We start from the raw sequence: 12,596 nt of genomic DNA on the forward strand, positions 1-12,596 counted from the left end.
ATAACCTACCAGCAGCATGAGCAAGCCGGCGTTAAAAAATCAGGCAGAAACCCGCAACCGGCATTGCCGAATTAATACGTAGACGCCCGGTGGCGCTGCGCTTACCGGGCCTACAGTCTGCGTCGTTATTTCAGGCCGCTATCAGCGGCCTTTCTCATACACCGTCATGGTGAATTCAATCGCGTCGCTGGTTTCATTGCTATAGGCATGGGGCCTATCGGTTCTGGCAACCGCCGAGCAGCCTTCGTTAATGACGTAATCACGATCATCGACCCGGAGCGTTAGCTGGCCCCGGGTAACAAACAGCAGCTCGCAGGTATCAGCCGGATGGCCAGAGGAGGCAAACGCTTCGCCGGGGTGCATCACCCACTGCCAAAGCTCCAGCATATCTGGCCCTCGGGTACCGGCCAGCAGCTTCGCGCTTCCGCCCCTCTCGCCTTGCCACAGCACCGGAATAGCCTCCCGGTCGATAAGATGAACCGCTGGCTCGCTGGCAACGTTCACGACGTCAGCAACGGAGACGTTCATTGCCGCAGCGATTTTGCACAGTAATGCAATGCTGGGGTTGGCCTTACAGCCTTCAATATCCACCAGCATCCCCTTACTGACGCCGGAGAGGCGAGAAAGCTCGTCGAGCGACAGCTTTTTTTGGCTGCGAAAGAGTTTGATACGTTGGGAGACCGCTTCATTGATGACGCTGACGTCGGTTCCACCCGTGGTCGTTATATTGACTTTTTTGGTCATCGGTCGATATCATAGAATAAATCAGTCATTACAGGATTATGCGATGTCTTCTCTGTTACCGTCAATCAGCCAGGCGCTGGCGGGTATCGCGCCCGGCTTTCGTGCGCTGAGTATTTATGTGAAAGCCGCTCCATTGCGTAACGCCCAGATCGGCGAAACGGCGTTGAAAGAGGCGTGTCGGGCGGTACTTGACGGCCAACCCGTCTGGGCCGAAAACCATCTGAACGCCTGGAGTAAGGTGTTTAAAGCCTTTGGCGCCAAGCCCAAGCGTACCCCCTGCTCTGCCGAAGCGCTGCGTAAACGGGTACTGCGAGACGGCACGATGGCGGCGCTGGATCCAGTGGTCGATCTCTATAACGCGGTCAGTTTGCGCTATGCCGTGCCGGTGGGCGGAGAGAATTTCGCTGCCTACAGTGGATTACCGCGATTGGTCATTGCCGACGGTACGGAAGCGTTCGATACCATGAAGGAGGGGCTGCCCGCCGTCGAGTCGCCGGAGCCGGGGGAAGTAATCTGGCGCGATGATGTAGGCGTAACCTGCCGCCGCTGGAACTGGCGCCAGGGTGTTCGCACCCGTCTGAGCGCATCTGACCAACAGATGTGGTTTATTCTGGAAAGCCTGCCGGAAATGCCCCTTGATGAGTTGCATGCCGCAGGAAAGATGCTCACCGACGGCCTTACGCAGATGATGCCTGGCCTGGAGTACGAGACCACGCTGATTAGTCTTTAATGGCTGCCGCCTTAAGCCCCTCCAGAGTGCGCCTGCGTTTAGCATCTGCTCTACGCTATTGGCAGGCGCAATACGTGTCCTATTCCGGCTTGATGTTCTGATTCATCCGGAAGAGGTTCGTCGGGTCGTACTTATTCTTCAGCTCTACCAGTCGATTCCAGGTCGCGCCGTAGGCGAAGGCGATGCGGTCGGTCTCATCATGGGTAAGGAAGTTGATATAGGCCCCGCTGCTGGCAAAGGGTTGTGATGTAGCGAAGAATTCTCGCGCCCAGGCGATGCAGCGCTCATCTTCGGCCGCGGTCTCCCAGCGACCGTGCACATTCATCACGTAGTTGGCATCCCGATTTGAGTAGGCCATTGCCTCGGGCGCTACGCTGGCCGTCTGCCCGCCAATCGTCCCGATAAATATTTCACAGTGAGGCGACGGCAATTTTGCCGCAAATTCGACGATGGCATCGATAACGCCGTCATTAAGCTGCGAGAAGTTGTGCGATTTCCAATAATTGCGTGCCCCTTTTGCGAGAAGCGGATCGAATGCCTGCTGCCAGGCAACATAGGGCTGCACGCCAATGTGCTCGCCGAGCACCGTGCCGAACCCGCGCAGCGGCGCGATCAGCCTTTCGCCTTCATTGGGATCGCCCGCATAGCATAGCGCGAGCGCCACCATCTCTTTCCCGTGAACGTCCGCGCTCAGGAAAGGTAGCGGAGGCGCCTTGCGGGTAACCAGCCAGACATTGAGCTCATCCGGCATCGTCTCGGTAAATCGGGCGAACTGCGTGATCACCTGCTTTGCCTGATCAAACGGAAAGACGATGAGCCCACTCAGCACGTCCGGCCCGACGGGATGGAGCTGAAATTCGAAGCGCGTCACCACCCCGAAGTTACCCCCGCCACCCCGCAGCCCCCAAAAGAGATCTGCATTTTCAGCTTCGCTGGCGTGCAGTTGGCGACCCTCTGCCGTGACCACCTCAACGGAGAGCAGATTGTCTATAGTCATACCGTATTTCCGGCTCAGCCAGCCGAACCCACCCCCTAGCGTCAAGCCGGCCACCCCCGTGGTCGAATTAATCCCCAGGGGGGTGGCAAGCCCATGAACCTGCGCCGCCTCATCAACGTCATTAAGCGTACAGCCTGGCTCGACGCTGGCCCTGCGGGTATTCAGATCCACCAGCACCTCCTTCATTAACGCGAGGTCGATCATCAGACCGTCATCGCACACCGCATTGCCTGCGATGTTGTGTCCGCCCCCGCGAATCGAAATGAGGAGATTGTGCTTACGGCCGAATTCGATGGCCTGGACGACATCCTCAGCCGACGTGCAGCGGGCTATCATCGCGGGTTTGCGGTCGATCATGGCGTTCCAGATCTGGCGCACCTCGTTGTACTCTTCATCGTCAGGAAGGATCACTTTCCCCTGGAAGTGCATTTTGAACTCGTCGATATTGTTCTTCGGTAACTCGTTCATGATTGTCTCCTGGATGTATGTATCCCTACTAATTATGGTGGGTTCCTTCCAGAGTCATGAGAGTTTGCAGAGGACTTATTGAGGAGTTTGTTAAGCTGGTCATAATCAGCTTTGGCACCGGGCGAGCCTCTGTCCAGGGTTGTGTCTCACTAAGTTCAATGCGGATCGGAATTACGTAAGCCACCCGCCAGCTGCGTAAATACCTCAATGACTTTCGGCAGTGCCTTCTCCGGCTCGTTGCTGGCCGCTATCCAGAGCGCGGCATTCATCGCCGCGCTGTTTAACATATGCGCAGCGGCATCGGCATCTACGGCTTTAAGAACGCCGCGTTCACGCATTTTTTCAACCGTCTGGCGGGTGGCGTCAAGGCAGCTGATCTGCCCAGGCCACTGGGCGGGATCGCCGAGAAACGCCGGGCCATCAAGCAGCACGATGCGCCGCACCTCGGGATCCAGCGCCATCCTGATATAGGCGACGCCTTCAGCCAGCAGCCTCTCCCAGTCGTCGCTGGCATGAGAGGCGTCAGCCTTTGCACGCTCTGCCATTTCACTATCAATTTGGGCGACAACAGCGGCAAGTAACCCCTTTTTATCGCCAAAATTGTGGTAGAGCGCACCACGTGTAAGCCCAACGCTGGCGGTTAATTCATCCATTGATGAGGCGGCAAAGCCTTTGTCAGCAAAGGCTTTTCGCGCAGCCGCGATCAGTTTTGCGCGGTTCTCTTCCATCGTTTCGCTGCGTCGTTTGGCAACCATACCTTCTCCATCTCTATTTGACATACGCGGCGTATGTGTGATTAATTTGACATACGCCACGTATATTAAATGATATATCCGTGCTGTGCTTTACGTTTTTCACCTTGAACAAAGTAAAGGATACCCTATGATTCAGCGCGAACCGATTTTCCCCGCCAGCCGCCATGCGCTCTATGAGGAGCACGGCTATTCTGCCGCGATCCGTTCTGGCGATTTGCTGTTTGTGTCCGGTCAGGTCGGAAGCCGCGCCGATGGCACCCCGGAGCCGGATTTTGCCGCTCAGGTGCAGCTGGCGTTTGATAACCTGAAAGCGACGCTGGCAGCGGCGGGTTGCACATTTGAAGACCTGATAGATGTCACCACCTTCCATACCGACCCGCAAAATCAGTTTCCCACGATCATGGAGGTGAAACAGGCTATCTTCCCGCATCCCCCCTATCCAAACTGGACAGCCGTTGGCGTTACCTGGCTCGCAGGATTTGACTTCGAGATCAAGGTAATAGCCCGCATCCCTGACCGTTCGTAGTTTCTCACGTTACCGAGGAGACACGCTTATGTCATTCGATCCCATCCTGTTAATGGGCGGTTCTGGAGCAATTGGCCACCAGACCGCTCGGGCGATCCATGCTATTTATCCTGATGTCCCGCTGCTCATAGGGGGTCGCGACCTTGCCCGGGCGCAGAGCGCTGCGGCAGAAATGGGTGATGCGCAAGGCGTCGAAATCGATACCGCCTCTGCCGATCTGGGGCTAGGCGATCAAAAGGTCAGCGCGGTGGTTGTTCTTTATAAGGATCACACACTCGCCAGCCTCCGCTTTGCCCAGTCGCGCGGCGTACCGCATCTGAGTATCTCGTCGGGGATCTTCGAGATCGCCCCGGAAATCGCCAGCTTTATGAGTGCACCGGCCGCCTCGGCGATCGTGCTGGGCTATGAGTGGCTGGTGGGCGCTACCACGGTGCCTGCGCGCCAGCTGGCGACATCATTCAGCCAGGTAGAAGAAATTCGCATTGGCGCTCTGGTTGATGAGCAGGATACCGGCGGCCCGGCGGTGGCCGCTGATTTTGAGCACCTCAACCACCTGCTGCCTGCAGCGCTCACGCTCCGGGATGGCATCTGGCTCTGGCGGGAGGGCGAGGATGCCAAAGCCACTTTCTCCGCGCTGGACGGCACTGAAATCAACGCCACCGGCTTTTCCTCAATCGACGTAACGGGTCTGGCTGCCTCTACCGGCGCACGCAGCGTTCAGTTCGACCTGGGTCAGGGCGTCAGTTCGAGCCGCCGTAAAGGTGGGAGATTATCAACGGAGATCGTGCTGGATATCTCTGGTCGGGACCACGCCGGGCAGGCGCTTCACACGCGACACGCGGTAGTGCATCCGGGCGGCGCGGCACCGTTGACAGGAATGGGGATAGCCTTACTCCTTGAACGGCTGATCGGACTGGATGGCAAACCACCGGTTACACCCGGCCTATATTTCCCCTGGCAGATTCTGGATGCATCGCGCTACTTAGCGCATCTGGCACAGGAAGGCGGACAGGTGGTGGCGCTTTCGTCGTCATAAAAGTTACGTCTGGATCAATCACCGGCGAGCGGGTCATACGCCCGCCGGAGCCCTTTTTTATCGCTGTTGCTGGTTTTCCCCAAATACCTTGTTGATGGCTTCGGCACCACACCGATCGTCAGACTCAGCGCCACCGGTTCCCGCCATGCCAACGGCACCAATCACCTGGCCGCGATAGTTAACCGGTACGCCGCCGCCAAGGAGCAATAATTCATTAACGGTATTAAGGTTAACGGAGTCCGGCGATGATTGAGCCTTAATGGCTAACTGTTTAGTTGGTGTTTTCGTCGATAGCGCGGTGAAAGCCTTACGCCATGCCGCCTGCGTATTATGCGGCCCTACGTTATCATCCCGCATCAGCGCAACCAGGTTTCCACCACGATCCACTACCGCCGCCACGCCCTGACGATGCATACCATGACAGACAGAGAGTGCCTCCGTGACCAGCTTACTGCCAAGCTCCTGCGTCATGTCATAGACAGCTGCTGGCTGGGCAGAGAGGGCCATGCCTGGTGCAGCAAGCAGCATGGTGAGGGACAACGCAGCGATCGGCTTTTTCATCTTTCATTCTCCTGAGTTAATTACCCTGCTGTTATACCCGCCCGGCTGTCCCGATTACCTGACAGGCGCATGACAATATTGTCATCTGGCGCTGAACAGACGCTCACTATTCCAATACTTCGCGCAGAAAGGGATGTTTGTCCTAACATGATTAAGTAGGCCATCACACATAAGCGAGAGGAAAATATGAAAGTTCATCATCTTAACTGTGGGTGTATGTGCCCGGTAGGCGGCGCATTATTCGATGGTTTCAGTAAAGGTATCTTTGCCCATCTGGTATGCCACTGTCTGCTTATAGAAACTGACCGGGATGGGTTGGTACTGGTCGATACAGGGTTTGGCCGGGAGGATGTCCGTCAGCCAGAAAAACGGCTGTCGGGCTTTTTCCGCGTGATGAATAATATTCAAAGACGGGAAGCGTTGACGGCGCGTTCACGTATAGAGGCGCTGGGGTTCAGGGCAGAAGATGTCAGGCATATCATTCTTACCCATCTTGATTTTGACCATGCGGGTGGGCTGACTGACTTTCCGGGTGCGCGCATACACCTGCTGCAAACAGAAATCGATACCGCACAGCAGCGGCACAGCTGGCTTGCTCGCGAGCGCTATCGGCCTGGCCAGTGGAGCGGCATCTCTGGCTGGACAGGTTACAAACCCCAGGGAGAAAAATGGTACGGCTTCGAGGCAGTCACGGCGCTTCAAGGGCTGCCGCCGGACATCCTGCTGGTACCGCTGGCAGGTCATACCCAGGGGCATGCGGGTATTGCAGTAAGCCAGCCAAACGGATGGTTACTGCATGGCGGTGACGCCTGGTTCTACCGGGGCGAAATGGACCGGCAAAAACCTCACTGCACGCCCGGCCTGCGTTTTTACCAGTGGATGATGGCGATGGATAATGGCACCAGACACCGTACGCAACAGCAATTACGCGAGCTGTTTGGCCGCTATCATCAAGAGATCACCTTCTTTTGCAGTCATGATGCTAAAGAGTTACAGACCTACAACGCCGATAAAACGCTGTAAGGCGCTGGCGCTTAAGCTGGGATTGTTTGATCTGATTGCTGCCCTGGCCTGGCTTCGGGAACAGCCTTCTCATGCCCCGCGAGCCGATCGGCTTTTCAGCGTGATTGCAGATGCTATCCTGCTGTAGACGCGGCATTATGGCGGTCTGATTCGCCGCCGTTAAACAGGGATTGTTTAACCTGCTCATCAATTTTACGGCGACTCGCTTCATTCGCTGGATTAAAAACGATCATATTCAGATCCGGTCGACCATCTACCAAAAATGTTGAGAACTCGAGATCTATCGCCCCAGCCTGCGGGTGATAAATGCGTTTTGCCCCCTCGCCGTGGCTGGTGACATCGTTATCGCGCCACCAGGCGTCAAACTCGGGACTCCGTTGCGAAAGCTCGGCGACCAGATTATCGGTCTCCACGGAATTACCCGCCCGTGCCACATCGGCGCGAAACGCGTTGACCACCAGTCGCGCCATTGCCTGCCAGTCATCCTGTGCGCGACGAACCTCGGGATCGGTGAACATGCGGCGCATAACGTTACGCTCCGTCAGCGGCAGCCGCGCGTAGTCGGTTAACACACAGGCAGCGGCGCGGTTCCATGCAATCACATCCCAGGTCACGGTTTTGATAATCGCCGGGATAATAAACGCATCCAAAACCCGCTGTAGGCGCGGCGTGACATCGGCAGAAATGGTGAATTGCGCCTCGGGCGGATGACCAAAAGCCAGAATAAACAGGTGTTCGCGTTCAGTAGATGTCAGGCGCAGCCCGCTGGCGATGCGGTTAAGCACCTCTCGTGATGGCGCACCGCCGCGCCCCTGTTCGAGCCAGGTGTACCAGGTGGGGCTAATATTGGCGAGTTGCGCCACCTCTTCACGACGCAAGCCAGGCGTGCGCCGTCTGCCCGCGATAAATCCAAACGCGGCGGGATCGAGGCGCAACCGTCGCGCCCGCAGGAAGTTCCCCAGTGACTGTATTGCCGTCTGCATCCTCGTCGTCCTGTTAATATTTATACCCTGATAAGGTCCCTACTTTTATCGCCTGAATATAGCGCTACTCTGGTCAGGAACCCTAATCTGGAGGTGTGTTATGCGTGTATTTCTTACCGGAGCCAGCGGCTTCATCGGCTCCCGCATCCTGACGGAACTGCTGGCAACGGGACATCAGGTGCTCGGCCTTGCCCGATCGGATAGCAGTGCCCAGAAAATAAGCGCCGCGGGGGCCGATGTGTATCGTGGTACGCTTGATGCGCCGGAAACATTGGTAAAGGCCGTTGAGCACGTCGATGCCGTCATCCATACCGCATTTGATCATGATTTTCATCATTTCGCTGAAAATTGCCAAAAGGATCGGCGGGTTATTCACGCTATCGGCCAGGCGCTGAAAGGCAGCGAACGACCGTTTATTATCACCTCCGGCACCGGTATGGGCGATGAAGGCGACACGGCCGTTGCCCGGGAAGATCAGTTTAAGCCTGCTAACACCAATCCCCGCGTGGCTTCAGAGAATGAAGGCAATGCGCTGCTTGCAGAGGGTATAAATATACGGGTAGTGCGCCTGCCGCAGGTGCATGACACCACGCGCCAGGGACTCGTTACCCCGTACATTCAGCAAGCGATTGAAAAAGGCACGGTGGCCTGCGTTGATGAGGGCGCGAACCGCTGGTCGGCGGCGCACGTCACCGACGTCGCCCGACTGTACCGGCTGGTGCTGGAACAGGGTGAACGCGGCCAGCGCTACCATGCCGTGGCAGAGGAAGGTGTCCCCTTCCGGGATATTGCTGAAGTCGTTGCCCGCAAGCTCGATCTGCCGCTGATGTTGCTCTCGTCGGCCGAAGCTGAGGCGCATTTTGGCTGGTTCACCCTGTTTGCCACCATGAACCTCCGCGCCAGCTCCGAATGGACGCGCCAGCAGCTGGACTGGCACCCCACCGGCCCCAGCCTGATCGAGGATTTGCAGAACATGGATTACGCATCGCTATTATCGTCTTCCGCCTCGGTCAAGGCATAGTTCCCATGCCTGTCGACAATCCGGATGATCCGATGCTTCGCTACCGCGCGGCTTTCGCCCGAGGAGACGGCATGTGGTGGCCAATGAGTCAAACCTGGAATGCGCAGAATGCTATCCCGACGCAGGATATTGCATCCTGGCTTCACACGGTTATCTGATTTACGCCAACACCATTTACCGATATCACGGCCTCATCAATGCGCCACGATATACATGGTGCGGGTGTAGGCGACGTCCTCAGGGTTATTGATGGGATAACCCTTCAGCCACGGCTTGATCAGCCGCCCGTTGGTATACTGGTAGATTGGCGCGATAGGTGCCTCGCGCGCCAGAATCTTCTCTGCCGCGTTGTAGTCCGCGTTACGCGCTTTGGCGGTTGGCTCCATCGCCGCCTGTTTCATTACCTTATCGTAGGCCGGATCGTTAAAGCGGGATATGTTGCCGCTGTGGGTAGAGGTCAGTAGCGACAGGAAGGTAGACGGCTCGTTGTAATCCCCTACCCAAGAGGCGCGGATCACGTCGAAGTTGCCGGTGTTGCGGCTGTCGATGTAGGTCTTCCACTCCTGGTTTTGCAGCTTCACGTCCACACCGAGATTTTTCCGCCACATCGACGCCACGGCAATGGCGATCTTTTGATGGTTCTCAGAGGTGTTGTATAGCAGGGTGAGCTTCAACGGACGGCCAGGCCCGTAGCCTGCCGCCTGCAGCAGCGTTTTAGCCTGTACGTTCAGCTCGGCCTGGCTCAGTTGCTCCGCATCGGAAGGATCGGGGGTAAAGCCTGCCGTTACGTCGGGGGTAAAGCGCCAGGCGGGCTTTTCTCCCGTGCCCAACACCTTCTCAGCCATCAGGCGGCGATCGATAGTCATGCTCAACGCCAGCCGTACGCGGGCATCGGCGGTGGGTCCCTTCTGGGTGTTAAACGCATAGTAATAGGTGCCCAGCTGCGGCGGAGTATAGACCTGGCCGGGTATATCCTTGAGCAGCTTCTGATACAGGTTTTTTGGGAAGGACTCGGTGATATCGATATCCCCCGCCAGATAGCGCTTGGTTGCCGCCGACTCCTGGTTAATGGGAATAAAGGTAACGGATTTAATCACCGTTTTGCCGTTATCCCAGTAGTGGGCGTTAGGCTCCAGCACCAGCTTCTCGTTGACCACGCGATCCTTAAGCACGTAGGCCCCGTTCCCCACCAGCGTGCCCGGCTGGGTCCACGCCTTGCCGCTCTCCACGTTGGCCTTTTGTACCGGATAAAAAGCAACGCTGGCGGCCAGGTTAGCAAACCAGGGTAGCGGATTATCGAGCTGCACGCGCAGGGTATGGGCATCCACCGCCGTCACCGCCAGCGTGTCCGGCGCGGCTTTGCCATCGATGATGTTCTGCGCATTGCCGATGCCTGCCAGCGCAGCAAACCAGGCAAAGGGCGAGGTGGTTTTTGGATCGACCAGCCGCTGCCAGCTGTAGACAAAGTCCTGGGCGGTGACCGGCGAGCCATCTGACCAGCGGGCGTCGTTGCGCAGGGTAAAGGTCCAGCTGCGGTTATCGCTGGTACTCCATTTGGTTGCCACGCCAGGGATAATCTCCCCCTTCTCATTCTGGTTCACCAGCCCCTCATAGAGATCGCGCATCACCTGAATCTCTGGCAGCCCCACGGCTTTCGCAGGGTCGAGGGTAGCAGGCTCATCTTTAATGTGGCGCACCAGCGTCTGCTGCGCCGCCAGCCTGGTTCCGGGAGGCACGTCCGCAGCCAAAGAGGGTGAAGAGAGACCGCAAAACCACAGCGCAGCGCAGAGGAGGGAGACGGGATGTTTCATGAGATGACCCTATAGCAAAATGCCCGGCGAAAAGATGGGATAATTATTTGTTTTCGCATGGGGAAATGCAAACGGCTTAGCAAGATTAGGTGATATTTACTGCCCCGCTCGCATCCTGAATGAAACAATTTGAAAAGCGCTGCGCTTTGCCTAACACTTTGTTTATCCCTCTGTCTGAAAGGATTGCTATGACCGCCTCACGCCCACGCGCCGAACGGGGCGCTTTTGCCACCGGCATGGAGTACTATGGCCGCTCACGGCTCGGCGCGCCGCTCATTTGGTTTCCGGCTCCTGTGGCATCCCGGGAGAGCGGCCTGATCCTCGCCGGCACCCACGGGGATGAGAGCGCAGCGATAGTCACCCTCTCCTGCGCGCTGCGTACCCTTGAGCCTGCCCTGCGCCATCATCACGTCGTGCTGGCGGTCAACCCTGACGGCTGCCAGCTTGGTCTGCGCGCTAACGCCCAGGGGGTCGATCTCAACCGCAACTTTCCTGCCGCCAACTGGCGGGCCGGGGAGACGGTCTATCGCTGGAACAGCGCCGCCAGCGCCCGGGACGTGGTGCTGCTGGCTGGCGACGCGCCGGGCTCTGAACCGGAAACCCAAAGCCTGTGCCAGCTTATCCACCGTCTGCACCCGGCATGGGTCGTATCGTTTCACGATCCGCTGGCCTGCATTGAGGATCCCACGCAAAGCCCGCTAGGCCACTGGCTCGCCGAGGCGTTTGCCTTGCCGCTGGTGCGCAGCGTCGGCTACGAAACGCCCGGCTCGTTCGGCAGCTGGTGCGCCGACATTGGTCTGCACTGCATCACCGCCGAACTGCCGCCGATATCAAACGATGAAGCCAGCGAGCGCTATCTGCAGGCGATGACCCGCCTGCTGCGCTGGACGGATCAGAGGTGAAGCTGACCGGTGCTGAAACGCAGCGCCGGTTCAACGTCCACCGCCAGCCAGGTCGGGCCATCGAGATCGGCAAAGCGCGCCTTTGACGCCAGCGGCAGCGCCGCCGCGATCGCCCGGGAAGTGCAGAGCATACAGCCCAGCATCAGCGCAAACCCTTGCGCCTGCGCCTCGCTGGCCAGCGCCAGCGCCTCGGTCAACCCGCCGGTTTTATCCAGCTTGATGTTGATCATCTCATAGCGCCCAGCAAGGGTTTTCAGACTGCTGCGGGCATGACAGCTCTCATCGGCACAGATAGGCAGCGGATGGATGAAGTTCTCCAGCGCGGCGTCATTATTAGCGGGAAGCGGCTGCTCCAGCATCGCCACACCGAGATCCGCCAGCAGCTGACAGCGCGCCGCCAGCCCTTCGCTGTGCCAGGACTCATTGGCATCGACAATTAGCGTGGCCTCCGGCACGGCGGTCCGCACTGCCACCAGCCGCTCGCTGATCAAACGGTCGTCGAGCTTGATCTTCAGCAGCCGTGCGCCCTTCTCCCATAGCGCGGCCGCGCTGGCCGCCATCTGCTCTGGGGTACCGATCACCACCGTCTGCGCCGTGGTGAGATCCTCCGGCAGCGCCACGCCCAGATGCTCCTCAAGGCTGACGCCCAGCCGACGGGCTTCAAGATCCCAGAGGGCGCTGTCAACGGCGTTGCGCGCTGCCCCCGGCGGCAGCAGGGACTGTAGCTGCTGGCGGCTAAGGCCCTTCTCCAGCTGCGGCACGATGGTCATGATCTGGGCCATCACCGAGGCGTCGCTCTCGCCGTAACGTGGATAGGGCGTGCACTCTCCACTCGCTTTGATCCCCTCCTCTTCCAGCTCAACGACCACGACTCTGGCCTCGCTGCGGCTGCCCCGGGAGATGACAAACGGCGAATGCAGCGGCCAGCTCTCTTCATAGACCTTAACTGTTCTCATTCCTTGCTCCTTTAACGGAATGTTAAAAGTATAGTGATGAAAAGCGGGACAAAAATAGGTTTGCCGTGATTATGGCCGATCAC

13 protein-coding genes and 2 pseudogenes are annotated in these 12,596 nt (G+C 58.0%); 8 read left to right on the forward strand and 7 right to left on the reverse strand.

Features of this window, described 5'->3' with window-relative positions; all coding sequences use genetic code 11:
* Nucleotides 1–141: 141 nt before the first annotated feature.
* Nucleotides 142–744, reverse strand: a complete 603-nt coding sequence (locus RTX96_RS04355) for an XRE family transcriptional regulator (protein WP_312670269.1) — start codon at nt 742–744, stop codon at nt 142–144.
* Nucleotides 745–787: 43 nt separating this feature from the next.
* Here RTX96_RS04355 and RTX96_RS04360 point away from each other — a divergent pair, with 43 nt between their 5' ends.
* Nucleotides 788–1,474 (forward strand): B3/4 domain-containing protein, encoded by a 687-nt coding sequence (locus RTX96_RS04360; RefSeq protein WP_312670270.1) that lies wholly within the window; start codon nt 788–790, stop codon nt 1,472–1,474.
* Between the two features lie 79 nt (nt 1,475–1,553).
* Here the strand turns inward: RTX96_RS04360 and RTX96_RS04365 are convergent, their stop codons facing one another.
* Together RTX96_RS04365 and RTX96_RS04370 are read right to left on the reverse strand one after the other, a co-directional pair.
* Nucleotides 1,554–2,900, reverse strand: coding sequence for an FAD-binding oxidoreductase (locus RTX96_RS04365; RefSeq protein WP_312670272.1), 1,347 nt, complete (start codon nt 2,898–2,900; stop codon nt 1,554–1,556).
* A gap of 194 nt (nt 2,901–3,094) precedes the next feature.
* On the reverse strand, nt 3,095–3,694 hold the full coding sequence (locus tag RTX96_RS04370; protein ID WP_103820082.1) for a TetR/AcrR family transcriptional regulator: 600 nt from the start codon (nt 3,692–3,694) through the stop codon (nt 3,095–3,097).
* Between the two features lie 127 nt (nt 3,695–3,821).
* Here RTX96_RS04370 and RTX96_RS04375 point away from each other — a divergent pair, with 127 nt between their 5' ends.
* Nucleotides 3,822–4,220 carry a RidA family protein gene (locus RTX96_RS04375; protein ID WP_103820081.1) on the forward strand — a complete coding sequence of 133 codons (399 nt, stop codon included), beginning with the start codon at nt 3,822–3,824 and terminating at the stop codon, nt 4,218–4,220.
* A gap of 28 nt (nt 4,221–4,248) precedes the next feature.
* Entirely contained in the window at nt 4,249–5,256 is a 1,008-nt protein-coding gene (locus tag RTX96_RS04380) for an NAD(P)-dependent oxidoreductase (RefSeq protein WP_312670276.1), read from the forward strand.
* Nucleotides 5,257–5,313: 57 nt separating this feature from the next.
* On the opposite strand, the gene RTX96_RS04385 is transcribed toward RTX96_RS04380, so the two are convergent.
* Nucleotides 5,314–5,817, reverse strand: coding sequence for a heme-binding protein (locus tag RTX96_RS04385; protein ID WP_312670278.1), 504 nt, complete (start codon nt 5,815–5,817; stop codon nt 5,314–5,316).
* 186 nt (nt 5,818–6,003) lie between these two features.
* Here RTX96_RS04385 and RTX96_RS04390 point away from each other — a divergent pair, with 186 nt between their 5' ends.
* A complete protein-coding gene (locus RTX96_RS04390; protein ID WP_312670280.1) occupies nt 6,004–6,840 on the forward strand; it encodes an MBL fold metallo-hydrolase in 837 nt (278 codons plus the stop codon).
* Between the two features lie 22 nt (nt 6,841–6,862).
* Nucleotides 6,863–6,967 (forward strand): annotated as a pseudogene (locus RTX96_RS04395) (TetR family transcriptional regulator); the annotation flags it as partial.
* Here RTX96_RS04395 and RTX96_RS04400 read toward each other — a convergent pair.
* Nucleotides 6,954–7,823, reverse strand: coding sequence for a helix-turn-helix transcriptional regulator (locus tag RTX96_RS04400; RefSeq protein ID WP_312670281.1), 870 nt, complete (start codon nt 7,821–7,823; stop codon nt 6,954–6,956). The pseudogene RTX96_RS04395 and the gene RTX96_RS04400 overlap by 14 nt on opposite strands.
* Before the next feature lie 100 nt (nt 7,824–7,923).
* Here RTX96_RS04400 and RTX96_RS04405 point away from each other — a divergent pair, with 100 nt between their 5' ends.
* Together RTX96_RS04405 and RTX96_RS04410 are read left to right on the forward strand one after the other, a co-directional pair.
* The gene (locus RTX96_RS04405; RefSeq protein ID WP_312670283.1) at nt 7,924–8,844 is read left to right on the forward strand and encodes an SDR family oxidoreductase; all 921 of its coding nucleotides are present in this window, start codon (nt 7,924–7,926) and stop codon (nt 8,842–8,844) included.
* A 17-nt stretch (nt 8,845–8,861) separates the two neighbouring features.
* Nucleotides 8,862–9,002, forward strand: a pseudogene (locus tag RTX96_RS04410) (aromatic alcohol reductase); the annotation flags it as partial.
* A gap of 36 nt (nt 9,003–9,038) precedes the next feature.
* On the opposite strand, the gene RTX96_RS04415 reads toward RTX96_RS04410, so the two are convergent.
* Nucleotides 9,039–10,655, reverse strand: coding sequence for a peptide ABC transporter substrate-binding protein (locus RTX96_RS04415; RefSeq protein ID WP_312670285.1), 1,617 nt, complete (start codon nt 10,653–10,655; stop codon nt 9,039–9,041).
* Between the two features lie 188 nt (nt 10,656–10,843).
* Here RTX96_RS04415 and mpaA point away from each other — a divergent pair, with 188 nt between their 5' ends.
* Entirely contained in the window at nt 10,844–11,557 is a 714-nt protein-coding gene (gene mpaA / locus RTX96_RS04420) for a murein tripeptide amidase MpaA (RefSeq protein WP_312670287.1), read from the forward strand.
* On the opposite strand, the gene ycjG is transcribed toward mpaA, so the two are convergent.
* Nucleotides 11,548–12,513: an L-Ala-D/L-Glu epimerase gene (gene ycjG / locus RTX96_RS04425; RefSeq protein WP_312670289.1), complete on the reverse strand. Its 966-nt coding sequence runs from the start codon at nt 12,511–12,513 to the stop codon at nt 11,548–11,550. The genes mpaA and ycjG overlap by 10 nt on opposite strands.
* Between the last annotated feature and the right edge of the window lie 83 nt (nt 12,514–12,596).

It is taken from the genome of Pseudescherichia sp., from assembly GCF_032052675.1.
In the GTDB taxonomy this organism is placed as follows: domain Bacteria; phylum Pseudomonadota; class Gammaproteobacteria; order Enterobacterales; family Enterobacteriaceae; genus Pseudescherichia.

Excerpts from the sequence above, each read along its gene's own strand:
- ycjG (WP_312670289.1), bottom strand. The coding sequence starts at position 12,513 with ATGAGAACAGTTAAGGTCTATGAAGAGAGCTGGCCGCTGCATTCGCCG.
- RTX96_RS04400 (WP_312670281.1), bottom strand. The coding sequence starts at position 7,823 with ATGCAGACGGCAATACAGTCACTGGGGAACTTCCTGCGGGCGCGACGG.
- RTX96_RS04360 (WP_312670270.1), top strand. The coding sequence starts at position 788 with ATGTCTTCTCTGTTACCGTCAATCAGCCAGGCGCTGGCGGGTATCGCG.
- RTX96_RS04370 (WP_103820082.1), bottom strand. The coding sequence starts at position 3,694 with ATGGTTGCCAAACGACGCAGCGAAACGATGGAAGAGAACCGCGCAAAA.
- RTX96_RS04375 (WP_103820081.1), top strand. The coding sequence starts at position 3,822 with ATGATTCAGCGCGAACCGATTTTCCCCGCCAGCCGCCATGCGCTCTAT.
- RTX96_RS04380 (WP_312670276.1), top strand. The coding sequence starts at position 4,249 with ATGTCATTCGATCCCATCCTGTTAATGGGCGGTTCTGGAGCAATTGGC.
- RTX96_RS04355 (WP_312670269.1), bottom strand. The coding sequence starts at position 744 with ATGACCAAAAAAGTCAATATAACGACCACGGGTGGAACCGACGTCAGC.
- RTX96_RS04415 (WP_312670285.1), bottom strand. The coding sequence starts at position 10,655 with ATGAAACATCCCGTCTCCCTCCTCTGCGCTGCGCTGTGGTTTTGCGGT.
- mpaA (WP_312670287.1), top strand. The coding sequence starts at position 10,844 with ATGACCGCCTCACGCCCACGCGCCGAACGGGGCGCTTTTGCCACCGGC.
- RTX96_RS04385 (WP_312670278.1), bottom strand. The coding sequence starts at position 5,817 with ATGAAAAAGCCGATCGCTGCGTTGTCCCTCACCATGCTGCTTGCTGCA.
- RTX96_RS04390 (WP_312670280.1), top strand. The coding sequence starts at position 6,004 with ATGAAAGTTCATCATCTTAACTGTGGGTGTATGTGCCCGGTAGGCGGC.
- RTX96_RS04405 (WP_312670283.1), top strand. The coding sequence starts at position 7,924 with ATGCGTGTATTTCTTACCGGAGCCAGCGGCTTCATCGGCTCCCGCATC.
- RTX96_RS04365 (WP_312670272.1), bottom strand. The coding sequence starts at position 2,900 with ATGCACTTCCAGGGGAAAGTGATCCTTCCTGACGATGAAGAGTACAAC.